Origin of the sequence: Streptomyces sp. BBFR51 (genome assembly GCF_044591655.1) — a bacterium.
Classification (GTDB): domain Bacteria; phylum Actinomycetota; class Actinomycetes; order Streptomycetales; family Streptomycetaceae; genus Streptomyces.
The window spans coordinates 5,309,612-5,333,313 of record NZ_CP172448.1 but is presented as its reverse complement, the minus strand read 5'-3'; the positions used below and the strand labels follow the sequence as shown (position 1 = coordinate 5,333,313).

General features: G+C 72.0%; 24 protein-coding genes. 15 read left to right on the top strand and 9 right to left on the bottom strand.

Features of this window, described 5'->3' with window-relative positions; genetic code table 11:
• Positions 1 to 38: 38 nt before the first annotated feature.
• The 3 genes from ACGH7X_RS24515 (at position 39) to ACGH7X_RS24505 (ending at position 3,560) form a co-directional block, all read left to right on the top strand.
• The gene (locus ACGH7X_RS24515) at positions 39 to 476 is read left to right on the top strand and encodes a gamma-glutamylcyclotransferase (RefSeq protein WP_399887957.1); all 438 of its coding nucleotides are present in this window, start codon (positions 39 to 41) and stop codon (positions 474 to 476) included.
• Between the two features lie 93 nt (positions 477 to 569).
• A complete protein-coding gene (locus ACGH7X_RS24510) occupies positions 570 to 1,406 on the top strand; it encodes a purine-nucleoside phosphorylase (protein WP_399887955.1) in 837 nt (278 codons plus the stop codon).
• A gap of 471 nt (positions 1,407 to 1,877) precedes the next feature.
• The gene (locus ACGH7X_RS24505; RefSeq protein WP_399897314.1) at positions 1,878 to 3,560 is read left to right on the top strand and encodes a phospho-sugar mutase; all 1,683 of its coding nucleotides are present in this window, start codon (positions 1,878 to 1,880) and stop codon (positions 3,558 to 3,560) included.
• A 164-nt stretch (positions 3,561 to 3,724) separates the two neighbouring features.
• Here the strand turns inward: ACGH7X_RS24505 and ACGH7X_RS24500 are convergent, their stop codons facing one another.
• A complete protein-coding gene (locus ACGH7X_RS24500; protein ID WP_399887952.1) occupies positions 3,725 to 4,423 on the bottom strand; it encodes a PH domain-containing protein in 699 nt (232 codons plus the stop codon).
• A gap of 113 nt (positions 4,424 to 4,536) precedes the next feature.
• Here ACGH7X_RS24500 and deoC point away from each other — a divergent pair, with 113 nt between their 5' ends.
• From deoC to ACGH7X_RS24485, 3 genes are read left to right on the top strand one after another with little or no spacing between them, the layout of a single operon-like run.
• Positions 4,537 to 5,565 (top strand): deoxyribose-phosphate aldolase, encoded by a 1,029-nt coding sequence (deoC, locus tag ACGH7X_RS24495; protein WP_399887950.1) that lies wholly within the window; start codon positions 4,537 to 4,539, stop codon positions 5,563 to 5,565.
• A 5-nt stretch (positions 5,566 to 5,570) separates the two neighbouring features.
• Positions 5,571 to 7,031 (top strand): aldehyde dehydrogenase family protein, encoded by a 1,461-nt coding sequence (locus ACGH7X_RS24490; protein WP_399887948.1) that lies wholly within the window; start codon positions 5,571 to 5,573, stop codon positions 7,029 to 7,031.
• The gene (locus ACGH7X_RS24485) at positions 7,024 to 7,923 is read left to right on the top strand and encodes an aldehyde dehydrogenase family protein (protein WP_399887946.1); all 900 of its coding nucleotides are present in this window, start codon (positions 7,024 to 7,026) and stop codon (positions 7,921 to 7,923) included. The genes ACGH7X_RS24490 and ACGH7X_RS24485 overlap by 8 nt, the downstream gene beginning before the upstream one ends.
• Positions 7,924 to 8,057: 134 nt before the next feature.
• Here the strand turns inward: ACGH7X_RS24485 and ACGH7X_RS24480 are convergent, their stop codons facing one another.
• Entirely contained in the window at positions 8,058 to 10,076 is a 2,019-nt protein-coding gene (locus ACGH7X_RS24480) for a bifunctional serine/threonine-protein kinase/glutamate ABC transporter substrate-binding protein (RefSeq protein ID WP_399887944.1), read from the bottom strand.
• A 246-nt stretch (positions 10,077 to 10,322) separates the two neighbouring features.
• Positions 10,323 to 10,727 (bottom strand): hypothetical protein, encoded by a 405-nt coding sequence (locus ACGH7X_RS24475; RefSeq protein ID WP_399887942.1) that lies wholly within the window; start codon positions 10,725 to 10,727, stop codon positions 10,323 to 10,325.
• A gap of 159 nt (positions 10,728 to 10,886) precedes the next feature.
• On the opposite strand from ACGH7X_RS24475, the gene ACGH7X_RS24470 reads away from it, so the two are divergent.
• Positions 10,887 to 11,522 carry a uridine kinase gene (locus ACGH7X_RS24470; protein WP_399887940.1) on the top strand — a complete coding sequence of 212 codons (636 nt, stop codon included), beginning with the start codon at positions 10,887 to 10,889 and terminating at the stop codon, positions 11,520 to 11,522.
• A gap of 233 nt (positions 11,523 to 11,755) precedes the next feature.
• On the opposite strand, the gene ACGH7X_RS24465 is transcribed toward ACGH7X_RS24470, so the two are convergent.
• On the bottom strand, positions 11,756 to 12,505 hold the full coding sequence (locus tag ACGH7X_RS24465; protein ID WP_399887938.1) for a SigE family RNA polymerase sigma factor: 750 nt from the start codon (positions 12,503 to 12,505) through the stop codon (positions 11,756 to 11,758).
• A gap of 254 nt (positions 12,506 to 12,759) precedes the next feature.
• On the opposite strand from ACGH7X_RS24465, the gene afsQ1 reads away from it, so the two are divergent.
• The 5 genes from afsQ1 to ACGH7X_RS24440 all read left to right on the top strand — a co-directional run bounded on the left by afsQ1 (position 12,760) and on the right by ACGH7X_RS24440 (position 16,648).
• Complete coding sequence (gene afsQ1, locus ACGH7X_RS24460) at positions 12,760 to 13,437, top strand: two-component system response regulator AfsQ1 (protein ID WP_399887936.1); 678 nt, start codon at positions 12,760 to 12,762, stop codon at positions 13,435 to 13,437.
• The gene (locus ACGH7X_RS24455; RefSeq protein ID WP_399887934.1) at positions 13,434 to 15,062 is read left to right on the top strand and encodes an ATP-binding protein; all 1,629 of its coding nucleotides are present in this window, start codon (positions 13,434 to 13,436) and stop codon (positions 15,060 to 15,062) included. The genes afsQ1 and ACGH7X_RS24455 overlap by 4 nt, the downstream gene beginning before the upstream one ends.
• Positions 15,062 to 15,673 (top strand): hypothetical protein, encoded by a 612-nt coding sequence (locus tag ACGH7X_RS24450; protein ID WP_399887932.1) that lies wholly within the window; start codon positions 15,062 to 15,064, stop codon positions 15,671 to 15,673. The genes ACGH7X_RS24455 and ACGH7X_RS24450 overlap by 1 nt, the downstream gene beginning before the upstream one ends.
• A 124-nt stretch (positions 15,674 to 15,797) precedes the next feature.
• Positions 15,798 to 16,349, top strand: a complete 552-nt coding sequence (locus ACGH7X_RS24445) for a VanZ family protein (protein ID WP_399887930.1) — start codon at positions 15,798 to 15,800, stop codon at positions 16,347 to 16,349.
• Positions 16,350 to 16,444: 95 nt separating this feature from the next.
• Entirely contained in the window at positions 16,445 to 16,648 is a 204-nt protein-coding gene (locus tag ACGH7X_RS24440) for a PspC domain-containing protein (RefSeq protein ID WP_217253253.1), read from the top strand.
• Between the two features lie 96 nt (positions 16,649 to 16,744).
• On the opposite strand, the gene ACGH7X_RS24435 is transcribed toward ACGH7X_RS24440, so the two are convergent.
• Together ACGH7X_RS24435 and ACGH7X_RS24430 are read right to left on the bottom strand one after the other, a co-directional pair.
• A complete protein-coding gene (locus ACGH7X_RS24435) occupies positions 16,745 to 17,113 on the bottom strand; it encodes an ATP-binding protein (RefSeq protein ID WP_399887928.1) in 369 nt (122 codons plus the stop codon).
• 139 nt (positions 17,114 to 17,252) lie between these two features.
• A complete protein-coding gene (locus tag ACGH7X_RS24430; protein WP_399887926.1) occupies positions 17,253 to 18,443 on the bottom strand; it encodes an adenosine deaminase in 1,191 nt (396 codons plus the stop codon).
• A gap of 158 nt (positions 18,444 to 18,601) precedes the next feature.
• Here ACGH7X_RS24430 and ACGH7X_RS24425 point away from each other — a divergent pair, with 158 nt between their 5' ends.
• Positions 18,602 to 19,363: an alpha/beta hydrolase gene (locus tag ACGH7X_RS24425; protein ID WP_399887925.1), complete on the top strand. Its 762-nt coding sequence runs from the start codon at positions 18,602 to 18,604 to the stop codon at positions 19,361 to 19,363.
• A gap of 11 nt (positions 19,364 to 19,374) precedes the next feature.
• Here the strand turns inward: ACGH7X_RS24425 and ACGH7X_RS24420 are convergent, their stop codons facing one another.
• Entirely contained in the window at positions 19,375 to 19,605 is a 231-nt protein-coding gene (locus ACGH7X_RS24420; protein ID WP_399887923.1) for a DUF5360 family protein, read from the bottom strand.
• A 264-nt stretch (positions 19,606 to 19,869) separates the two neighbouring features.
• On the bottom strand, positions 19,870 to 20,823 hold the full coding sequence (locus ACGH7X_RS24415; protein ID WP_399887921.1) for a LysR substrate-binding domain-containing protein: 954 nt from the start codon (positions 20,821 to 20,823) through the stop codon (positions 19,870 to 19,872).
• Positions 20,824 to 20,886: 63 nt separating this feature from the next.
• On the opposite strand from ACGH7X_RS24415, the gene ACGH7X_RS24410 reads away from it, so the two are divergent.
• Both ACGH7X_RS24410 and ACGH7X_RS24405 read left to right on the top strand, forming a co-directional pair.
• Complete coding sequence (locus ACGH7X_RS24410; protein ID WP_399887919.1) at positions 20,887 to 22,197, top strand: MFS transporter; 1,311 nt, start codon at positions 20,887 to 20,889, stop codon at positions 22,195 to 22,197.
• 107 nt (positions 22,198 to 22,304) lie between these two features.
• Positions 22,305 to 23,309 (top strand): sigma-70 family RNA polymerase sigma factor, encoded by a 1,005-nt coding sequence (locus ACGH7X_RS24405; protein WP_399887917.1) that lies wholly within the window; start codon positions 22,305 to 22,307, stop codon positions 23,307 to 23,309.
• Here ACGH7X_RS24405 and ACGH7X_RS24400 read toward each other — a convergent pair.
• A complete protein-coding gene (locus ACGH7X_RS24400; protein ID WP_399887915.1) occupies positions 23,202 to 23,588 on the bottom strand; it encodes an STAS domain-containing protein in 387 nt (128 codons plus the stop codon). The genes ACGH7X_RS24405 and ACGH7X_RS24400 overlap by 108 nt on opposite strands.
• Positions 23,589 to 23,702 lie beyond the last annotated feature (114 nt).

The window sequence follows — 23,702 nt, the reverse complement described above, 5'->3', positions numbered from 1 at the left end:
CGGAGTGACGCCCGGGCCCCTGCCGTACCCTTCCCACCATGTCGCTCTACGCCGCTTATGCCGGCAACCTCGACGCGCGGTTGATGACCCGTCGCGCCCCGCACTCGCCGCTGCGCGCCACCGGCTGGCTGAACGGGTGGCGGCTGACCTTCGGGGGCGAGCACATGGGCTGGGAGGGCGCGCTCGCCACCCTCGTAGAGGACCCGATCTCCCAGGTCTTCGTGGCGCTGTACGACGTCGCCCCGATGGACGAGGACTCCCTCGACCGCTGGGAGGGCGTGGGCCTGGACATATACCGTCGCACGCGCGTACGAATCCACACCCTGGAGGGCGAGGAGGGCGCCTGGACCTACGTCCTGAACGCCTACGAGGGCGGCCTGCCCTCCGCCCGCTACCTGGGCGAGGTCGCGGACGCCGCCGAATCGGCCGGCGCCCCCCACGACTACGTGATGGAACTCCGCAAGCGCCCGTGCTGAGCCGACTCTCGTCGCAAGCACCAAACCAACAATCACCATCCCGTGACCTCTGTCATCTACGCGCGTAGGCGTAAACCGGATACCCTCTTCGGCGTGAACGCATCTCTTCTTCCGGACGACATCCAGGGCGCCACCCCAGTTGACCCGGGGGTCGCCGCCGACGCCGCCGCGGCCCGCCTGCGCGAACTCACCGGCGCCGAGACCCACGACGTCGCCCTCGTGATGGGCTCCGGCTGGGCACCGGCCGTGGACGCCCTGGGCGCCCCCGAGGCCGATCTCCAGGTCACCGACCTGCCGGGCTTCCCCAAGCCCGCAGTGGAGGGCCACGGCGGCAGGATCCGCTCGTACTCCATCGGTGACAAGCGCGCGCTGGTCTTCCTGGGCCGCACCCACTACTACGAGGGTCACGGCGTCGCCGCGGTGTCCCACGGCGTCCGCACCGCGGTGGCGGCCGGCGCCAAGACGATCATCCTGACCAACGGCTGCGGCGGCCTGCGCGAGGGCATGCGCCCCGGCCAGCCGGTCCTGATCAGCGACCACATCAACCTCACCGCCACCTCCCCCATCATCGGCGCCAATTTCGTCGACCTCACCGACCTGTACTCGCCGCGCCTGCGGTCCCTGTGCAAGGAGGTCGACGCCACGCTGGAGGAGGGCGTCTACGCCCAGTTCCCCGGCCCGCACTACGAGACTCCGGCCGAGATCCGCATGGCCCGCGTCATCGGGGCCGACCTGGTGGGCATGTCGACGGTCCTCGAGGCCATCGCCGCGCGCGAGGCCGGCGCGGAGGTCCTGGGCATCTCCCTGGTGACCAACCTCGCGGCGGGCATGACGGGCGAGCCCCTCAACCACGAGGAGGTCCTCCAGGCGGGCCGCGACTCCGCCGCGCGCATGGGTTCCCTGCTGACGCAGGTCCTGGGCCGGCTGTAGCCCCGGCGGCCACCGGCCCGGCGTGTCCCGGTGACCCGGCGTGGGTGCGGGGCGGGGGGGACGCGGGCCGGCGCTTGCCGGGTGCCGCTGCGCCCACCCGTGCCGCCCTGGGGGTACCTCCCAGGCCGTTCAGGCACTGGGGGAGGCACGACTGCCCGCAGTTGGAGTCAGCGAGGCGGGCGGAGAGCCGCGTACGGCGGGAAGGGGTCGTGTCGGGGGGTGTCCGCCCGCAGCGGTTGGCGCGTCAACGCGTCCCGCATCTGTGGCCGACCGATTCCGCGCCGTTCCGAGGACGGACACCCCCCGGCGCGGCACCGACTCCCCACCGAACCGACCGCGCTACGCGCACCCCCACCGGACCCGGACAGGCCGCCGCAGGCATCCCGCACCCCCGCCGAACCCGCACAGGCCGCCGCAGGCACCCCGCACCTCACACCACCCGCACATGAGAGGCTGACCGACGTGCAAGACGTGCAAGACGACCTCCTCGCACGAGCCAAGGCATGGCTGGCCGAGGACCCCGACGCGGACACCCGCACGGAACTCGCCCGCCTCATCGACGCCGAGGACCACGCAGAGCTCACCGCACGCTTCTCCGGCACCCTCCAGTTCGGCACCGCAGGCCTGCGCGGCGAACTCGGCGCCGGCCCGATGCGCATGAACCGCGCCGTAGTCATCCGGGCCGCCGCCGGTCTGGCCGCGTACCTCAAGAAGCACGAGGCCCCCCACGACGACGGCACGGCCGGCCTCGTCGTCATCGGCTACGACGCCCGCCACAAGTCGGGGGACTTCGCCCGCGACACCGCCGCGGTCATGACGGGCGCCGGCCTGCGGGCGGCCGTACTCCCCCGCCCCCTCCCCACCCCCGTCCTCGCCTTCGCGATCCGGCACCTCGGCGCCGTCGCTGGCGTGGAGGTCACCGCCAGCCACAACCCGCCCCGCGACAACGGCTACAAGGTGTACCTCGGCGACGGCTCCCAGATCGTGCCCCCCGCCGACGCCGAGATCGCCGCGGAGATCGACGCCGTACGCTCACTGCACGACGTCCCCCGCCCCGAGACCGGCTGGCAGACCCTGGACGACTCCGTCCTCGACGCCTACCTCACCCGCACGGACGCGGTCCTCGCCAAGAACTCCCCCCGCACCGCCCGCACCGTCTACACCGCGATGCACGGCGTCGGCAAGGACACCCTCCTCGCCGCCTTCGCCCGCGCGGGCTTCCCCGAGCCCGTCCTCGTCACCGAGCAGGCCGACCCCGACCCGGACTTCCCCACCGTCGCCTTCCCCAACCCGGAAGAGCCCGGCGCGATGGACCTCGCCTTCGCGAAGGCGAGCGAGACGACCCCCGACCTGGTCATCGCCAACGACCCGGACGCGGACCGCCTCGCAGTAGCGGTACCGGTCAAAACCACGACCACCACCGCCACCACCGCCACCCCGGCCACCACCTGGCGCATGCTCCGCGGCGACGAGGTCGGCGCCCTCCTCGCCGCCCACCTGGTCACCCGCGGAGCGCACGGCACGTTCGCGGAGTCGATCGTCTCGTCGTCGCTCCTCGCCCGTATCGCGGCGAAGGCGGACCTCCCCCACGTCGAAACCCTCACCGGCTTCAAGTGGATCGCCCGCGTGGAGAACATCCGCTACGGCTACGAGGAGGCGCTCGGCTACTGCGTCGACCCGGAGGGCGTCCGCGACAAGGACGGCATCACCGCCGCCCTCCTGATCACGGAACTGGCGTCCACCCTCAAAAAGGAGGACCGCACGCTCCTCGACCTCCTGGACGACATCGCCGTGGAGCACGGCCTGCACGCCACCGACCAGCTCTCGGTCCGCGTCGAGGACCTGTCCCTCATCGCCGCCGCGATGCGCCGCCTGCGCGAACAGCCCCCCGCCCACCTTGCGGGCCTGCCCGTCACGAACGCGGAGGACCTCACCCGGGGCACGGACACGCTGCCGCCCACGGACGGCCTGCGCTACACGCTCGACGGCGCCCGGGTGATCGTCCGCCCGAGCGGCACGGAACCCAAGCTGAAGTGCTACCTGGAGGTCGTCGTCCCGGTCGCGACACACGCCGGCCTCCCGGCGGCCCGGGCGAAGGCGACGGACCTCCTGACGGCCCTCAAGCACGACCTCTCGACGGCGGCCGGCATCTGACCACACCGGGGCGCCCTCAAGCGGATCACCACACCCGGGGGGGGTCCCTCAAGCGGATCACCACACCCGGGGGGGTCCCTCAAGCGGATCACCACACCCGGGGGTCCCCCAAGCGGATCACCACACCCGGGGGTGCCACCCAAAGGCACCCCCGACCCGCACCGTCACCCCACCCCGAGCAGCACCGCCAGCGCCACCGCCCCGATCGCCGCCGGCACGACGATCTCGTACGCCCACCGCACCGTCACCTCGCCCTTGGAGGTCTCGGCGGCCTTCCGCGCCTCCAGCAGCTCGCGCAGCTCGTCCATGATCTTGTCGGCCTCGGCCCGCACGGGCCCGTCCGCCTCGACGGAGGCGGACCCGGCACCGCCGCCCCGCGCGCCGAACTGGCCGTATCCGCCGAGCACGCCCCCGCGCCGGGGCCCACCGCCGGCGGCCCGCCGGTCCTCCCGTCGCGCGGCCCTCTTGCGGCCGCGCAGCGAGACGGGGACGGACCACAGCTGGTACTTGTCGCCGGACTCGGCGAAGACCTCGTTGGAGTACGCGGACCGGAACGAGGCGACCTGCCCCCAGGGCAGCACGATCACGCGGAAGGGATTGCGCACGCGCAGCCGGTCGTCGCCCGCGAAGACGGCGGGCCGCACGGTGTAGGCGGCGATGAGCGGCACGAGGAACAGCAGCGCCGCGAGCGCCTTCCAGGGCGTGCTCCCCTCACCCGCGACCACGGCGTCGATGCCGAGCCAGAGGGCGAGCGCGAGCAGCAGGACGCCCCCGGCGATGCCCGCGGGCGAGCGGTAGACCCGGTCCTTGGACACGGGTGCCGGCGGCTGCGGCGAGGGTGACTGGGGCTCCGGGGTCGTCATGCTGCCGATTGTGCCCGACCGCACCGGGGATGCTCACAGGTGGTGCCGGTCCGCCGAACGAGCACGGGGGGCTGTACAGCCGCTACGCGCGTAGATATGCTCGCCTGGTGACCATGCCCACCTCTGCATCCGCCGCACCCGCTGAAACCGCCGCACCCGCCACGACCGCCGCGACGTCCGCGTCCGCGTCCGCGTCCGCGTCCGCCCACGGCCTCACGGACGTCACCGCGTCCGACAGCACGCTGCGCCGCTTCCTCCACGGGCTGCCCGGCGTCGACACGGTCGGCCTGGAGGCGCGCGCCGCCTCTCTCGGCACCCGTTCCATCAAGACCACCGCGAAGGCGTACGCCCTCGACCTCGCCATCTCGATGGTCGACCTGACGACGCTGGAAGGCGCGGACACCCCGGGCAAGGTCCGGGCGCTCGGCGCGAAGGCGGTCCGCCCCGACCCGACCGACCGCACGGCCCCGGCGACGGCGGCCGTCTGCGTCTACCCCGACATGGTGCCCACCGCGAAGGAGGCGGTGGCCGGCTCCGGCGTGAAGGTCGCCTCGGTCGCCACGGCCTTCCCGGCGGGCCGCGCCTCGCTCGCCGTCAAGCTGGCCGACGTGCGCGAGGCCGTGACGGCGGGCGCGGACGAGGTCGACATGGTCATCGACCGCGGCGCGTTCCTCGCGGGGCACTACATGAAGGTGTACGACGAGATCACCGCCGTACGCGAGGCCTGCGGCACGTCGGCCCGCTTGAAGGTCATCTTCGAGACGGGCGAGCTGTCGACGTACGACAACATCCGCCGTGCCAGCTGGCTCGGCATGCTGGCGGGCGCCGACTTCATCAAGACGTCCACCGGCAAGGTCGCGGTGAACGCGACCCCGTCCAACACCCTCCTCATGCTGGAGGCGGTCCGCGACTTCCGCGCGCAGACCGGCGTCCAGATCGGCGTGAAGCCGGCCGGCGGCATCCGCACCGCCAAGGACGCGATCAAGTTCCTGGTCCTGGTCAACGAGACGGCGGGCGAGGACTGGCTGGACAACCACTGGTTCCGCTTCGGCGCCTCCTCGCTGCTGAACGACCTGCTGATGCAGCGCCAGAAGCTGGCCACCGGCCGTTACAGCGGCCCCGACTACGTGACGGTGGACTGATCACCATGGCATCCGCATCCGCATCCGCATCCGCACCCGCGTTCGAGTACGCCCCGGCGCCCGAGTCCCGCGCCGTCGTCGACATCGCCGCGTCCTACGGCCTGTTCATCGACGGCGAGTTCACCGAGGCGGCCGACGGCAAGGTCTTCAAGACGGTCTCCCCGTCCACCGAGGAGGTCCTCTCCGAGGTCGCCGAGGCCGGTGAGGCGGACGTCGACCGTGCGGTGAAGGCCGCCCGCAAGGCGTTCGAGAAGTGGTCGGCGCTCCCCGGCCCGGAGCGCGCGAAATACCTCTTCCGCATCGCCCGCATCATCCAGGAGCGCAGCCGCGAGCTGGCCGTCCTGGAGACCCTCGACAACGGCAAGCCGATCAGGGAGACCCGCGACGCGGACCTCCCCCTGGTCGCCGCGCACTTCTTCTACTACGCGGGCTGGGCCGACAAGCTCGACCACGCCGGGTTCGGAGCGAACCCGCGCCCCCTGGGCGTCGCCGGCCAGGTCATCCCGTGGAACTTCCCCCTCCTGATGCTGGCGTGGAAGATCGCCCCGGCCCTGGCGACCGGCAACACGGTGGTCCTCAAGCCCGCCGAGACGACCCCCCTGTCCGCCCTGTTCTTCGCGGACATCTGCCGCCAGGCCGGCCTGCCCCGCGGCGTCGTCAACATCATCACCGGCGACGGCCGCACCGGCGCCGCGCTGACCGCCCACCCGGACATCAACAAGGTCGCCTTCACCGGCTCCACGGCCGTCGGCAAGCAGATCGCGCGCACGGTGGCGGGCACCCGCAAGAAGCTGACGCTCGAGCTGGGCGGCAAGGGCGCCAACATCGTCTTCGACGACGCGCCGATCGACCAGGCCGTAGAGGGCATCGTCAGCGGCATCTTCTTCAACCAGGGCCAGGTCTGCTGCGCCGGCTCGCGCCTCCTGGTCCAGGAGTCGATCCACGACGAGCTGCTCGACTCCCTCAAGCGCCGCCTGTCCACCCTGCGCCTGGGCGACCCCATGGACAAGAACACCGACATCGGCGCGATCAACTCCGCCGAGCAGCTGGCCCGCATCACGGCCCTCGCCGACCAGGGCGAGGCGGAAGGCGCCGAGCGCTGGTCCCCGGCCTGCGAACTCCCCTCCTCCGGCTACTGGTTCGCCCCGACGCTCTTCACGAACGTCACCCAGGCGCACACGGTCGCCCGCGACGAGATCTTCGGCCCGGTCCTGTCCGTCCTCACCTTCCGCACGCCGGACGAGGCGGTCGCCAAGGCCAACAACACCCCGTACGGCCTGTCGGCGGGCATCTGGACGGAGAAGGGCTCGCGCATCCTGGCGGTCGCGAACAAGCTCCGCGCGGGCGTGATCTGGTCCAACACGTTCAACAAGTTCGACCCGACGTCGCCGTTCGGCGGTTACAAGGAGTCGGGCTTCGGCCGCGAGGGCGGCCGCCACGGCCTGGAGGCGTACCTCGATGTCTGACCGACTTTCCGTGCTGAAGACCTACAAGCTGTACGTCGGCGGGAAGTTCCCGCGTTCCGAGAGCGGCCGGGTGTACGAGGTGACGGACTCGAAGCAGCGGTGGCTGGCGAACGCCCCGCTCTCCTCCCGCAAGGACGCCCGTGACGCGGTCGTCGCCGCACGCAAGGCGTTCGGCGGCTGGTCCGGCGCGACGGCGTACAACCGCGGCCAGATCCTCTACCGCGTCGCCGAGATGCTGGAGGGCCGCCGCGACCAGTACGTCGCGGAGGTCGCCGACGCCGAGGGCCTGTCGAAGTCGAAGGCGGCGGCGCAGGTCGACGCCGCGATCGACCGCTGGGTCTGGTACGCGGGCTGGACCGACAAGATCGCCCAGGTGGTCGGCGGCGGCAACCCGGTCGCGGGCCCCTTCTTCAACCTCTCCTCCCCGGAGCCGACCGGCGTCGTCACCGTCCTGGCCCCCCAGAAGTCGTCCTTCCTGGGCCTGGTCTCGGTGATCGCCCCGGTGATCGCGACGGGCAACACGGCGGTCGTGATCGCGTCGGAGAAGTCCCCGCTCCCCGCCCTCTCCCTCGGCGAGGTCCTGGCCACCTCCGACCTCCCCGGCGGCGTGGTCAACATCCTCTCCGGCCGTACGGCGGAGATCGCCACCCCCCTCGCCTCCCACCAGGACGTCAACGCGATCGACCTCGCGGGCGCCGACGAGACGCTGGCCAAGGAGCTGGAGATCGCTGCGGCCGACAACCTGAAGCGCGTCCTTCGTCCACAGCCTGTGGACAACGCGCCCGCGGACTGGACCACGACCCCGGGCATCGACCGCATGACGGCGTTCCTGGAGACGAAGACGGTCTGGCACCCGACAGGAGCACTGGGCGCGTCCGGCTCGTCGTACTGAGCGACTCCGCCGTCACCCACGACGCCGACCCCACCGACAGGGCCGCGGCTCCTCTCCGTCCGGAGGAGCCGCGGCCTTCTCCACGATCGACCTCGCCAGCCCCTCCGCGAACACACGTCACGTCACCGAGGACCTCACTGACCGGAACACGGCTGCAGTTCCGGCTTGCTCGGCGGCGTCTTCCTTCCCGTCAACGCGGACAGGTCCTTCATATACATTTCCGACCACTCTTTTCCGGCCAGAACCTCCTGAAGTCCCGAGCACACCTTGCTCTTCAGCAGAGGCTTGTCCTTCGGCAGCGCCACCCCGTAGGGTTCCGTGCCCGCGCCGCTGGGCAGCAATTTCAGATTCGTCGGATCGTCGTTGGCATACCCGGCGAGAAGAACGTCGTCCGAGGCGACCGCGTACACCTTTGAATGCTTGTCCAGCAGCCTGTCCACGCACTCCTTGTAGGAGTCGGGCTGCCACTTCCCTGTGGTGTAGCCCTCCTTCTGCAACCTGTTCGCGTACGTGGAATCCCGTGCGGTGCACACCTGGACTTGCTTCGTCTTCACGTCGGCGGCGCTGTCGAGGTCGTAGTTCACGGATTGTTTGCGAACGAGGAGGCTGCTGCCGGCCTTGTAGTAGGGGCCGACGAAATTGATGTTGTCCTTCTTCTCACGTTCGGCCGTCATGCTGTACGAGGCGATGACCAGGTCCACGTCCCCGTTCGCCAACTTACTCGCCCGGTTCCCCGTGGTCACCGGATAGAAATCGACGTGATGCCTGTCGTAGCCCAGCTTTCCGGCGAGGGCATAGGCGATGTCGATGTCGAATCCGCTCCACACGCCGGTCTTGTTGCGGAAGCTCAGTCCGGGCTGATCAGTCTTGGCACCGATCGCCAGCCGCTCGTTCTCGCTCTTCCACTGCTCCCACGCCTTGTCCGGGTCACCCCCGGCGGCTCCCCCGCCCTGCTCCGCCGCCACGTCGTCCTGCTTGCCCCCCGAGCCGCTCTGCGAGAAGTACCAGCCTCCTCCGGCCAGCAGAGCGGCGCACACCACGACCGCCGCCACCCTCCAGCCCCGGAAGCCGCCACGGCCTGTGCCCGTCGCCTTCGGCGGCGACTCGGGAGGAGCGGCTTCGGACGAGGGCGGGCCGGGCGCCTGCATGGCCTCCTCCGGCGCGGGCCGCGAGGCGGGCGGCGTGGGCCTGGCCGTGGGCGCGGGTGCGGGTGCGGGTGCTGGAGTAGCGGCTGGGGTGGCGGCCCTGACGGGGGTCGGCATGTCCGACTCCGTGAGGACCTCCTGGAGCATCTCCTCCGCCGAGGCCGCGTCCAGGCGGCCGGACGGGTCCGTGACCAGCAATCCCTGGATGACGGGGCCGAGGGGGCCCGCGTACCGGAGGACGGGTTCGGGCGACTGCTGGATGTTCGCCTGCACCTCCCAGACCTCGGTGCCGCCGAAGGGCAGGCGTCCCTCGACCATCTCGTACAGGGTGACTCCCAGCGCCCACAGGTCGGAGGCGGGCGTGGGGCCGGGGGAGGCCGGGGCGAAGAGTTCGGGCGCCAGGTAGGGGGGCGTGCCGATGATGCCGCCGTACCGGGTGACCCGGTCGGCACCCTCGAAGGTGGCGATGCCGAAGTCCACCAGCACCACCTGGCCGCCGTCCCGCACCAGTACGTTGCCCGGCTTGACGTCACGGTGCAGGACCGACGCCTCGTGGACCGCACGCAGGCCCTGGATCATCTGGAGGCCGATATCCGCGGCCCTGGGCACTCCGAGGACCCGGTCGCGGCTCAACAGGTCGGCCAGCGACCGCCCTTCCAGCAGCTTCATCACGATCCAGACCTGGTCGGCGGTCTCGATCTGGTCGTGGACCGTCACCACGTTCTGGTGCTCGATCTTGGCGAGGGCCTCCGCCTCGCGACGGGCCCGCTGCATCGCCGCCTTCTGCGTGTCCGGGGTCATGGCCCTGCGGTCGAGGAGGCCCTTCACGGCGACGAACCGGCGCAGCCGCCTGTCGTGGGCCTTCCAGACCTCGCCCATCCCGCCGCTGCCGACGGGCTCCAGCAACTCGTAGCGGCCCTCGATCACCGTGCGGGGGGCGGAAGGACGATCCTCGGGATGCCCGTCAGCGCCGCCGCCGGCCCCGTTGATTCCGTCGTCGTTGTGCACGTGGCCCCCTGGCACCTCTTGCGCGAAGCGTGGATCACCACAGATTAGACGGCCACCGCGCCGCGCCAGGGCCCTGCCCGAGAACCATTCCCGTTCACCAACGGCCTCAAGGGCGACTCGCTGTAACCCCGTTCCACGGATACGGGCCGTGCAGATGTAGGAGGACCAGGCGATCCGAATCGTCGTCACCCACCAAGGGCCGCGACCTCCCGCTCGGAGATCGCGGCCCGAGGTGCGCCGGGTGGGTCAGCGCAGCAGCCCCGTCACCGACCCCACCACCGGCACCGCGCCCAGCGACTGGGCCTGCGCGACCGGACCCGTCAGGGCCGTCGAAGTCAGCGGCTGGAAGTCGGCGACCTTGGTGCCGACGCCGTTGTCCAGCGGGTCGACGCCGGTGCCGGCCAGCGGGTTGGGCTTGAGGTCGGCGACCGGGCCGGTGACGTAGCCGACGGTGCCGGTCAGGGCCGCCAGGCCGGCCTGGGGGTCGATGTTGCCCAGTGAGGTGGGACGGGTGTGGGCCAGGCCGGCGATGGTTTCGCCGCCGTCCGCGGAAGCCGTCGCCGCTCCTGCGGCCAGGGCGGCACCGGCGGTCGCGAGGACGACCAGGGCGCGCTGTGCGTGCGGTGTGCGGGGGGACGCGTGTCGGGCCATCGCTACTGCCACCTCTTGATGTGGATTGCTACGGACTGCCCTGATAACAGTGCGCACCGTGATCAGGTCACCGCGCAGCGCAATCAAGATGTGACGCCCAGTGCAAAGTCGACCCTGGGGGGTCCGCGGCGACCGTTCGATGCCTCAGACTGGTGTCCCGTGAGCTCCCATCCGCCCATACCGACTCGAGTCGTGCTGCTCTGCGGCCCCTCCGGCTCCGGCAAGTCCCTCCTCGCCGCCCGCTCCGGCCTCCCGGTGCTGCGGCTCGACGACTTCTACAAGGAGGGCACCGACCCGACGCTGCCGACGGTTCCCCAGAGCTCCGACATCGACTGGGACCACCCGGCGTCCTGGGACGCGGACGCGGCGGTCGCCGCCATCGGGGAGCTGTGCCGCACGGGGCGTACCGGCGTGCCCGTCTACGACATCTCGCTCAGCGCCCGCACCGGCGAGGAGACGGTCGACATCGGGCGGACGCCGCTGTTCCTCGCGGAGGGCATCTTCGCCGCCGAACTGGTGGACCGCTGCCGGGAACTGGGCGTGCTGGCCGACGCGCTCTGCCTGAGCCGGGGCCCGCTGACGACCTTCCGCCGCCGGTTCCTGCGGGACCTGCGCGAGGGCCGCAAGTCGGTGCCGTTCCTGCTGCGCAGGGGATGGCGGCTGATGCGCCAGGAGCGGTCGGTCATCGCCCGGCAGACGGCCCTGGGCGCCCACGCCTGCGACCGGGACGAGGCGATGGGCCGCCTGGCGGCCGCGGCGGCGGGCCGGTGCGCCACCAGCCGTACGGCTGTGTAACGCCCACCCGTACACGCGGAAGCGGGACTGGATGGACCCCCCGGCCCTCCAGTCCCGCTCCCTTTCCACTCCCCCGTGGATCCCCCGTGATCCCCGTTCCCCCGTGTCCCCCGTTGTTCCCCCGTGGTGCTTCCCCGTGAGTAAGAGTCCGGCCCGGCCCCCGTGATACACCCGGGCTCGAACTTTTTTCACGGGGCCCCGCCCCCTCGGGCCCGCCTTCTCGGCCCGTGCCTTCAGGCGACCAGTTCGCCGAAGGCGTCCTCCCGGTCACGGCCGAAGCTGAGGACCTCGTCCTCGCGCAGCCGGCGGAGCGACCGCCAGATGCTGGACTTCACCGTGCCGACACTGATGTCGAGGATGTCCGCGATCTCCGGGTCCGTGCGGCCCTCGTAGTAGCGCAGGACCAGCATGGTGCGCTGGAGCTCGGGCAGCCGGGCCAGCGCCTGCCACAGGACCGTGCGCAGTTCCGTGCCGCGCATCGCGTCCATGTCGCCGGGCGTCTCCGGCAGTTCCTCGGTCGGGTACTCGTTGAGCTTGCGGCGCCGCCAGGCGCTGATGTGCAGGTTGGTCATGGTGCGGCGGAGGTATCCGCCGACCGCCGCCTTGTCACTGATCCGGTCCCACGCCCGGTAGGTCGAGAACAGCGCGCTCTGCAGCAGGTCCTCGGCCTCGAAGCGGTCGCCGGTGAGGTGGTAGGCGGTCGCGTACAGGGCGGAGCGCCGCTCCTGGACGTAGGCGGTGAACTCCGCCTCCGACAGGGAAGGACGCTCCCCCTGAACCTCCGTGCCCCCCGTGACCCCCGTATCCCCCGTGACCCCCGTCTGTGCGTCAACCACCGTCATGTACGCGGTGTGCTGACGCCCGGTGCCGCGAGCGCACCCCCGCCCGCTCACGGCACCGGACTTCTCGGAACCCCGGTGTGTGTGCACGTCGTGCAGGCGCGTGACCACTGCGCTGGTGCTGGTGCCCTTCAGCGTGTTCATCTCGCGCCCCCCGTCGTGGACTTCCGGTGTTCGGCCTGTCGTACTGCGTCTTGCCGTACTGCGACTTGCTGTGTTGCTTGTGACGAAAAGCTTGCCCCGGCGACTTCATGGCCGTGTCCGCCGACTGTCACAGAGCTGTCACAGGGGTCCGTCACGGCTGCACCACCGTTCCTTCACAGGGTCTGGCGGCCCGGTCCGGCCCCATCCGCACCCACAGGTCGAACACCACCCCCTCCATGGGCCAGAATGAGCGCGTGCCTTCCCTGTTGCTGATCGAGGACGACGACGCCATCCGTACGGCCCTGGAGCTCTCCCTGACCCGCCAGGGCCACCGAGTGGCCACCGCTGCCAGTGGTGAGGACGGTCTGAAGCTGTTGCGCGAGCAGCGGCCGGACCTGATCGTGCTGGACGTGATGCTGCCCGGCATCGACGGTTTCGAGGTGTGCCGTCGTATCCGGCGCACCGACCAGCTGCCGATCATCCTGCTGACCGCGCGCAACGACGACATCGACGTGGTCGTCGGTCTCGAGTCGGGCGCCGACGACTACGTCGTCAAACCCGTCCAGGGCCGGGTCCTGGACGCCCGGATCCGGGCCGTGCTGCGGCGCGGGGAGCGGGAGTCCACCGACTCGGCGAGCTTCGGCCCCCTGGTCATCGACCGTTCGGCGATGACCGTGACGAAGAACGGCGAGGACCTCCAGCTCACGCCTACCGAGCTGCGGCTGCTGCTCGAACTGAGCCGCCGGCCGGGGCAGGCGCTGTCCCGGCAGCAGCTGCTGCGGCTGGTGTGGGAGCACGACTACCTCGGTGACTCCCGGCTGGTGGACGCGTGCGTGCAGCGGCTGCGCGCCAAGGTCGAGGACGTGCCGTCGTCCCCGACCCTGATCCGTACCGTGCGGGGTGTCGGCTACCGGCTGGATCCGCCTCAGTGACACAGGAACACCAGGGGGGTACACGCGGCTGGGCCGCGGCTCGCAAGGGAGTCTGGTCCTGGCTGCGCTTCACCAGCCTGCGCCTCAGGCTGGTCCTCGTCTTCGGCCTCGTCGCGCTCACCGCCGCCGTGTCCGCGTCCGGCATCGCGTACTGGCTGAACCGGGAGGCGGTGCTCACCCGCACCCAGGACGCCGTGCTGCGCGACTTCGAGCAGGAGATGCAGAACCGGGCGGGCGCGCTGCCCGAACACCCCACGCAGGACGAGGTGCAGCACACCGCAGGGCAGATGGCCAACAGCAGCCAGCGGTTCGGGGTGCTGCTGGTCGCCGAGAGCGCCGACGGCGGTTCCGTGTACGGCAGTTCCGGCGGGCTTGGCGGCTTCGCCCTGTCCGACGTGCCCGAGTCGCTGCGCACCGCGGTGAACAAGGAGCAGAAGGTCACCTCGGCCAACAAGCACCCGTACCACCTGTACTGGCAGCGGATCACCGACGACGGCACCCCGTACCTGGTGGCCGGCACGAAGGTGATCGGCGGCGGGCCGACGGGCTACATGCTCAAGTCACTGGAACCGGAGGCCAAGGACCTGAACTCGCTCGCCTGGTCGCTGGGGATCGCCACCGCACTCGCCCTGCTCGGTTCCGCACTGCTCGCGCAGGCCCTGGCGACGACCGTGCTGAAGCCAGTGCACCGGCTCGGGGTCGCGGCGCGGCGCCTGGGCGAGGGGAAGCTGGACACCCGGCTGCGCGTGTCCGGCACCGACGAGCTGGCCGATCTGTCGCGGACGTTCAACAGCGCCGCCGAGGCGCTGGAGAAGCGGGTCGCGGACATGGCGGGACGGGAGCAGGCGTCCCGGCGCTTCGTCGCGGACATGAGCCATGAACTGCGCACACCGCTGACGGCGATCACCGCCGTGACGGAGGTGCTGGAGGACGAGCTGGAGTTCGAGGGCGAGGGCGGGAGTTTTGACCCGATGGTCGAGCCCGCCGTACGGCTGGTGGTCAGCGAGACCCGGCGGCTGAACGACCTCGTGGAGAACCTGATGGAGGTCACCCGCTTCGACGCGGGCACCGCCCGGCTGGTCCTGGACGACGTCGACGTCGCCGACCAGATCACCGCCTGCATCGACGCCCGCGCCTGGCTGGACGCCGTCGACCTGGACGCCGAGCGGGGCATCCACGCCCGTCTGGACCCGCGCCGCCTGGACGTCATCCTCGCCAACCTGATCGGCAACGCGCTCAAGCACGGCGGATCGCCGGTGAGGGTGTCGGTGGCGCGGGCGGACGACGAGATCCTCATCCGGGTGCGCGACCACGGGCCGGGCATCCCGGAGGACGTCCTGCCGCACGTCTTCGACCGTTTCTACAAGGCGAGTGCCTCCCGGCCGCGCTCCGAGGGCAGCGGGCTCGGCCTGTCCATCGCGCTGGAGAACGCGCACATCCACGGCGGTGGGATCACCGCCGCGAACTCCCCGGAGGGCGGCGCGGTCTTCACGCTGCGGCTGCCGCAGGACCCGTCCCCGGCCGCCGACGAGGACGGCGAGGACGCGGACGCGGAGACCGCCGAGAACGCCGCGGGCGCCCCGGGGGACGGGAGCAGGGGCAAGGACGCGAAGGGACAGGTCTGATGACCGTACGCCGGCTGCCGGCCCTCTCCGGGCTCGTCGTACTGGCCGCGCTGCTGGCCGGGTGCGGCATCCGCGCCACGCAGGTGCCCACGGACTACGGTCCCGCGCCCTCGCGGGTGCGCTGCTCGCTCGCCGAGCCGGACGTGTCGACGCAGGCCGCGCCCGGGCTGCCGGCCCAGGTGTTCCTGCTGTGCGGCTCGTCGCTGGTGGCCGTGGACCGCACGGTGCGGGTGCCGGACGGCGCCTCGGACTCCGGGCGGCGGGCCCTGGTGGCCCAGGGGCTGCTGAACGTGCTGGCCGAGCAGCCGTCGGCCGCGGAGAAGGAGGCCGGGTACACGTCGGACGTGCGCCGCGGGATCACCGTGGCCGGCCCGCGCTCCGGCGACCCCGAGGACACGCTGCGGCTGAGCACCGATCCCGACGACCTCACCTCGTACGCCCTCGCCCAGGTCGTGTGCACCTTCTCCGACTCGGCCGCGGCCGAGGGCGACGGCTCCGTCGTCCTGGCCGGTCCCACCGACCGGTCCGCCCGCCGTTACGCCTGCACGGACGAGGTCCGGGCCCGGCCCGGCAGCAACGAACCGCCGGCCTCCGAGGTCGGGGACGGCTGAGGGGCCCAGGCGGCGGGGTCCGGGGGCGTGTCCCGAGTGCGGTGCGGGGGCCATGTGGCGCAAGCCTCACCCTTGCGTGTGAGAGGCCGGAACCGCGCGCGGCGAAGGCCGCGTCTAGGGGGACGTGCAGCGTCATGGGTTCCTCGGCGGCAGCGCCGCGCTCCGCATCCGTGTGACAGGAAGCGTTCTCCTGGTCGCACATCTCGCGTTCGTCGCCTGGTACGCGCTGCGGCCACTGGACGTTCCCTGGGTGCTGCCTCCCAACCTGCAGCCCTTCGCCGGGATCCGCGCCGATCTGGCGCTGGGCCGGCCCGAGGCGCTGCGGTCGCTGGGCGGGGCGCTCGCCCTGCTGGCGCCGCTCGGCGTCCTGCTGCCGATGGCAGGCGGGCGGCTGACCGTCTCGCCGCTGGCCTCCCTGCTGCGGACCATGGCCGCGGGCGCCCTGCTGTCGCTGGGCATCGAGCTGCTGCAGACCGGGGTGCCCGGTCAGGTCGTCGACGTCGACTCGGTGCTGCTGAACACGCTGGGCGTGGCCCTGGTGCACCTCGCCGTCGTCCCTGCGGGCCGGGCGCGGCTACGCCGCAGGTACCGGCGGGAGGGGCTGGAGGGCGTCCCGCGGGAGGAGCCCGGTCAGGGTCGGACCCCGACGATTCCCAGGGTCGGTATCGCACCGTAGAGCGACGCTTTGTTCCGTTCGTCTCCGTAGCGTGGAGGGCAGATGAAGGGGAAGCCGGAGGGCAGCCCCACCCACACGCTCACGAAGGAGCCGCGATGTCCCGCCTCGCCCGCCCCACCCACGGCCGCATGATCGGCGGAGTGTGCGCCGCGCTGGCCCGGCGCTTCGGCACCTCCACCACCACGATGCGGGTGATCTTCGTGGTCTCCTGCCTGCTGCCCGGCCCGCAGTTCCTGCTCTACCTGGCCCTGTGGATCCTGCTCCCGTCCGAGGAGAAGGCCGCCCGCACGGCCTGGTGACGCACGTACCTCCCCTCTGGTACGCCGACGGGGCGCACCCGGTGTCGCCGGGTGCGCCCCGTTCGCGCTGGGGAGGGCGCGGGTCAAAGGCGCGGGTCAGCCGCCGAGCGGGAGGCCGTTGACCGGCAGGCCCTGCGTGGGCAGGCCCTGCACCGGCACTCCGCCGAGCAGCTTGGCGACCGGCTCGGTCGGGCCCTCGGCGAGCTGCTCGGCGACGACCTGCTCGACGACCGGCTGGGCGACGGTCAGACCGGTGTGGGAGATCTTGCGGCCCGTCTCCAGCGCGTTTCCGGCGCCGGGCGCCACCTGGGAGACGGTCTCCGCGGGGAGGGTGCGGGTGACGGAGTCCACCGTCTGCGCGGCGTCCGGCAGCTCGGGGGCCGCGGTGGCCGCGCCCGCGCCGGCGGCGGCGAAGGCGGCACCGAGGGCGGCGACACCGAGGGTCTTGGCAGCAGACTGCTTCATGAAATGCGTCCTCGTAATGGGGTGACGGGGATGTGAGCGGTCCTCGACCGTAAACACGCGGCACCCCTCGCGGCAAACATCGAAATGCGGACGGATGGTGAATGCCCGTCCGCGTTTCCGTATTGCCGTCGACTCCCGCTCAGCCGTCACCCTCCGAAGAACCGCTGGTCGAGGCGGTCTGCTGGAACAGCCATTCGGACTTCAGCTCCGCATATCCGGGCTTGATCACGTCATTGATCATGGCCAGTCGTTCATCGAAAGGAATGAACGCTGATTTCATCGCATTGACGGAGAACCACTGCATGTCGTCGAGCGTATAACCGAACGCCTCGACCAGATGCTCGAATTCCCGGCTCATACCGGTGTGGGACATCAGCCGGTTGTCGGTGTTGACGGTGGCCCGGAAGTGCAGCCGGCGCAGCAGCCCGATGGGGTGCTCGGCGTAGGAGTCCGCGGCGCCGGTCTGAAGGTTGGAGCTGGGGCACAGCTCCAGCGGGATCCGCTTGTCCCGGACGTAGGAGGCGAGCCGTCCGAGCTTGACCGAGCCGTCCTCGTGGACCTGGATGTCGTCGATGATGCGCACCCCGTGCCCGAGCCGGTCGGCGCCGCACCACTGGAGGGCCTGCCAGATGGACGGCAGCCCGAAGGCCTCGCCGGCGTGGATGGTGAAGTGGTTGTTCTCCCGCTTGAGGTACTCGAAGGCGTCCAGGTGCCGGGTGGGCGGGTACCCGGCCTCGGCGCCCGCGATGTCGAAGCCGACGACGCCGAGGTCGCGGTAGCGGTTGGCGAGTTCGGCGATCTCCAGGGAGCGGGCGGCGTGCCGCATCGCGGTGAGCAGGGCGCCGACGCGGATGCGGTGGCCGTTGCCCCGCGCGCGCCGCTCGCCCTCCCGGAACCCCTCGTTGACGGCCTCGACGACCTCTTCGAGGGTCAGCCCCTTCTCGAGGTGCTGCTCGGGGGCGTAGCGCACCTCGGCGTAGACGACGCCGTCCTCGGCGAGGTCCTCGGCGCACTCGGCGGCGACCCGGACCAGGGCGTCGCGGGTCTGCATGACGCCGACGGTGTGGGAGAAGGTCTCCAGGTACCGCTCCAGCGAACCGGAGTCGGCGGCCTGCCGGAACCAGGTGCCGAGCAGGTCGGGGTCGGTCTCGGGGAGGTCCCGGTAGCCGGTCTCGCGGGCGAGTTCGACGACCGTGCCGGGACGCAGTCCGCCGTCGAGGTGGTCGTGCAGCAGAACCTTCGGCGCCCGGCGGATCCGGTCCGGCGTCGGTGTCTTCACGGCCGTCGCGGTGTGCGTGGCGGCGCTCTTCGCGGTGTTCGGGCTCGTCATTTCCGCACTCTAACTCCTACGCGCGTAGAACACCGGGCGAACGCCCGGACCCGGCCGTGCGGGCCGCATGACGGGGCCGGGGTGTACGGACGAGCCGATATGTAACGGTGACTGCGCGGACGGGTGGCGTACACACCGTCTTCTGAGAATGTTCTGCCATGGCACAGCAAGCGACGCCGGTCCGTCGGGCCCGGCTGGGGCGGACGCTCGGTCCGGAGGGGACGGCGGTGAGCGGGGTGGTGCTGCTGCTCCCCGGGGGCGACGAGGTCTCCGGGCGCAGGCCCTCTCCGTTGCTCGCGAGCGCGTCCGTACGGACGTTGGGGCGCCGGCTGGCGCGCGCGGGGCGGGACGAGGGTCTGGCCACGCACGTCGTGCACTACCGCTACCGGGGCTGGAACGGTGCCGAGGCCCACCTCGCCCGGGACGCCGAATGGGCCGCCGACGAGGCCGTACGGCGCTACGGCGACGTTCCCGTCTGCCTGGTCGGCGTCGACATGGGCGGCCGGGCGGCGTTGCGCGCGGCCGGACACGAGGCCGTCAACTCGGTGCTGGCGATCGCTCCTTGGCTGCCGGAGGAGGACGTGGCCGCGCCACCCGAGCCGGTGAAGCAGCTCGCCGGGCGGCAGGTGCTGATCGTGCACGGCACGAACGACGAGCGCAGCGACCCGGAGTTGTCGTTCCGGCTGGCCTCCCGGGCGAAGAAGGCGAACCGCGCCGTGTGCCGTTTCGAGGTGCACTCCGACGGCCACGGACTGCGGCAGTACCGGGCCGAAGTCGCCGCACTGGCCGAGGACTTCGTGCTGGGCGTGCTGTTCGGGCAGTCCTTCTCGCGTCCGGTGGAGGACGCCCTGGCCGCTCCGCCGCCGCTGGGGCTGCGGATGCCGCTGGCGGCGGGGTTCGGGAAGTCGCTGCGGCGCTGAGTCCCGCGCTGTCAGGGGTGCGGGGGCCGTGCGGCCGGCCCGTGCGTCGTGATCCGGCCGTGGCGCAGCAGGACGGTGATGGCGTAGACCGGGAAGAGCAGCAGGGCCGGGTTCGGGATCCACCAGGTCGGGGGCCGGTCGCCGCGCAGTGCCCAGAAGACGACGGCCTGCAGTCCCGCGGTGCCGGTGAGGGCGAGCGAGACGAGCATCAGGCTGTCCACCGCGCCGCCCGCCCCCTCCACCACACCTTCCCTCGCCCTCGGTCAACGGTGACCACTTCCGGGCGAGACGGCCTCCTGCCCCGGACCGCGCGCACCCATTCGCGCCCTTCGGCATTCCTGCACGCCCTTTAGTGACTTGAATTCAACAAAGGGAAAGTTCGCGACAGCTGAACTCGGCACCAAAAACGGAAGCCGGGGCGGTCCGCCTCGGCTGCGCCCTGGCCGCGCGGGCACTGGGCTGCACGGGGACCCAGGAGTACACGGTCGACCCGGCGTCCCTTCCCCCTACTTGGGCAGCAGGCTCCCCCTGCGCGACAGCAGGAACCGCTTGAAGGCGGCGACGGGTGGCGTGTCCGTGCGGCCCGCGAGCCAGGCCACGCCGATCTCGCGGGCGGCGCGCGGGGCCGTGACCGTCAGTTCGGCCACGCCGGGGCGGGGCACGGCGGGCGGCGGCAGCAGGGCGACGCCGAGACCGGCCGCGACCAGGCCGCGCAGCGTCTCCGCCTCCTCCCCCTCGAAGGCCACCCTGGGCCGGAAGCCGGCCTCCTTGCACAGGGCGTCGGTGATGCGGCGCAGGCCGTAGCCGGGCTCCAGGGTCACGAAGATCTCGTCGGCGGCCTCGGCGAGGCGGATACGCCTGCGTCCGGCCAGCACGTGGTCGGCCGGGACGACCAGGCGCAGCCGCTGCTCGTCGAGGCGGCGGGCGACCAGGTCGGGGGCGTCGGGCACCGGGGAGGTCAGGCAGAGGTCGAGTTCACCGGCGCGCAGGCGCTCAAGCATGGCCTCGCCGTAGTTCTGGACGAGGCTGAAGCGGACCCGGGGGTGGTCGGCGCGGAAGGCGTGCAGGAGGCCGGGGACGGTTTCGGCGCCCATGGTGTGCAGGAAGCCGAAGGCGACCTTGCCGGTGGCCGGGTCGGCGTCGGCGCGGACCTCGTCGGCGGCGCGCTCGACCTCGGCGAGGGCGCGTTCGACGGAGCCGAGGAAGGTGCGCCCGGCGACGGTCAGGGCGAGGGTGCGGCCGCGGCGGACGAACAGGTCGACGCCGAGGTCCTCCTCGAGGCGGACCAGGGCGCGCGAGAGGGTCGACTGGGGGACGTTCATCTCCTGGGCGGCCCGGGTGACGTGCTCGGTGCGGGCCACGCCGGCGAAGTGCGCGAGGCGGGGCGCGAGCAGCGCGACGATGTCTTCTGTGTCACCGGACGGTGACAGGCGGGGCCCTGAGCTTGACTGATGCACCATGGGAACGATTATGGCCATTCCATGCATTGGACGGATGAGTAAGGGGCTTCGTACCTTCGTGGCATGACTCCCGCCGATACCGGGGCGTCCACGGTCGTGGACGCCGCATCCGCCGCCTCCGCGGTCCCCAACGCCTCCGGCCCCTCCGACTCGCGCATGGCGCCGGGCGGCCCCGGCTACCGCCGGATGAGTTTCGCGCTGTTCCTGGCGGGCGTCGCGACCTTCGCGCTCCTCTACTCCACGCAGGCCCTGCTGCCGCTGATCTCGGGCGACATGGGTGTCTCGGCGAGCGACGCGAGCTGGACGGTGGCCGCCGCGACCGGTGGCCTGGCGGTGTTCGTGCTGCCGATGAGCGCGCTGTCGGAGCGGTTCGGCCGGCGTACGGTCATGACGGCGTCGCTGGCGGTCGCGGTGACCGTAGGCCTGCTGGTGCCCTTCGCCCCGTCGCTGCCGGCGTTGGTCGCGCTGCGGGCGGTGCAGGGCGCGGCGCTCGCGGGGCTGCCGGCCTCGGCGACGGCGTACCTCGCGGAGGAGGTGCGGCCGCGGGCGCTGGTCACCGCGATCGGCCTGTTCGTGGCGGGCAACAGCGTCGGCGGGATGAGCGGCCGGGTCATCACCGGGTGGGTCGCCCAGGAGTGGGGCTGGCGGGTCGCCGTCGGTGTCATCGGCCTCGTGGCGGTGGCGTGCGCGGTGGCCTTCCGGCTGCTGCTGCCGGCGCCGAAGCACTTCACGCCGGGCTCGCTGCGCCCGCGCGTGCTGGTCCGCACGGTGCGCGACCACCTCGCCAACCCGCTGCTGCGCCGCCTGTACGCGATCGGCGCGCTGTTCATGACGGTGTTCGGCGGCGTCTACACGGTGATCGGCTACCGCCTGGCCCAGGCGCCGTTCTCGCTGCCGCAGGGTCTCATCGGCTCGATCTTCCTGGTCTACCTGGTCGGCACGGTCTCGTCGGCGACCGCGGGCCGCCTGGTGGGCCGCCTCGGCCGCCGCGGGGCGCTCTACCTGGGCGGCGGTACGACGGCGGCGGGGCTGCTGCTGTCCCTGGCGCCGTCCCTGCCGCTGGTCCTGCTGGGCCTGGTGCTGATCACGGCGGGCTTCTTCGCCGGGCACGCGGTGGCGTCCTCGGCGGTCGGCAAGACCGCCCAGCACGGCCGCGCCCAGGCCTCGGCGCTCTACCAGTCCGCCTACTACGTCGGCTCCAGCGCGGGCAGCACGGTGGGCGCGGTGGCCTTCCACTCCGGCGGCTGGGCCGGGACGGTCGGGGTGGGTGTGCTCGCGGTGCTGGGTGTCGTCGTCATCACGGTCTCCGGGTCGCTGGCGGCCCGCCGCCAGGCCGCCGGCACCCCGGTGAGGGCTCTGAGCGTGCCCCGCTGACCTGCGCTTTTCTTGACTGCACAGGCCATTGTCAGTCCCCTGCGGTAGCTTCCGAAGTGCGAGGCGCGAAGACGCGCACGACGGCACGCCACAGGGGTGGGTGGACGATGACCAACGGCACCGTGACGACGGAGCTGGACTCCGCGCTGGAGAAGCACCGAACCGAGCTGACGGGGTACTGCTACCGGATGCTCGGCTCCTCCTTCGAGGCCGAGGACGCGGTGCAGGACACCCTGGTGCGCGCCTGGCGGAGCTACGACAAGTTCGAGGGCCGCTCCAGCCTCCGCTCCTGGCTGTACCGGATCGCGACCAACGTCTGCCTGGACATGCTGACCGCGGGCAACAAGCGGGCGCGCCCGATGGACCTGAGCGAGTCGACGCCGCTCGCCCAGGCTGCCCTCTCCCCCCGCCCGGACAACACCTGGCTGGAGCCGATGCCGGACGCCCGCGTGCTGCCGCAGTCCGCCGACCCGGCCGAGGCCGCGATCGCCAAGGAGTCGGTGCGGCTCGCCTTCATGGCCGCCCTCCAGCAGTTGCCGCCCAAGCAGCGGGCGGTGCTGATCCTGCGCGAGGTGCTGGCGTGGCGGGCGAGCGAAGTCGCCGAGCTGCTCGGCACGTCGGTCGCCTCCGTCAACAGCGCCCTGCAACGCGCCCGCGCGACCCTCGCCGAGCGGGAGGACCGCGGGGACGGCGCCGCGGTGTCGGACCCGCTGGACGAGGAGCAGCAGCAGCTGCTGGAGCGCTATGTCGCGGCCTTCGAGGGCTATGACATGACGGCGCTGACGGCGCTGCTGCACGAGGACGCGGTCATGACGATGCCGCCGTTCGACCTGTGGCTGGCCGGTCCGGCGGACATCACCGGTTTCATGACGACCCTCGGCGCCGCGTGCGCCGGTTCCCGGCTGGTGCGGGTGGAGGCCAACGGGCTGCCGGCCTTCGCGCACTACAAGCCGGACCCGGAGGCGGGCGGCTTCGCGCCGTGGGCGGTCCAGGTGCTGGAGATCTCAGACGGCCGCATCACCGGGTTCCACTGCTTCCTGGACACCAAGCGGTGGTTCCCGCTGTTCGACCTGCCGCTCCGTCTCGAAGCGGAGGCCGACGAGGTCCAGTAGGGAGTGCAGGGCCGGGTCGGGGTCGCGCAGCCGGATCCGGCCCCCGGCCCGCCGGGCGGTCAGCTCCAGGCGGGCCAGCAGGTCGACTACGGCGAGCCCCGGCGGCCCCAGACCGCCGACGTCGCAGACGACCACCCCGGCCCGGGTGGCTTCCAGCAGCGCGCGTACCTCGCCGCAGAGCCGGGGCGTCTCCCCTCGGGAGACAGGCCCCGGCAGCACGAGTACGGCGGGTGTCACGGCGTCCACGAGCGGTAGACCGGGCGGACCGGCGGAACTCATCGGTGCCGGGGCCGTCGGGGATCACATTGACCTGCGCGTGCCCTCCAACAGAGGGTTCGCCGTATGCCCCACATACCCCGTCCCGCCTGCGTCGCGCCGCCCGGCACCCGCCTC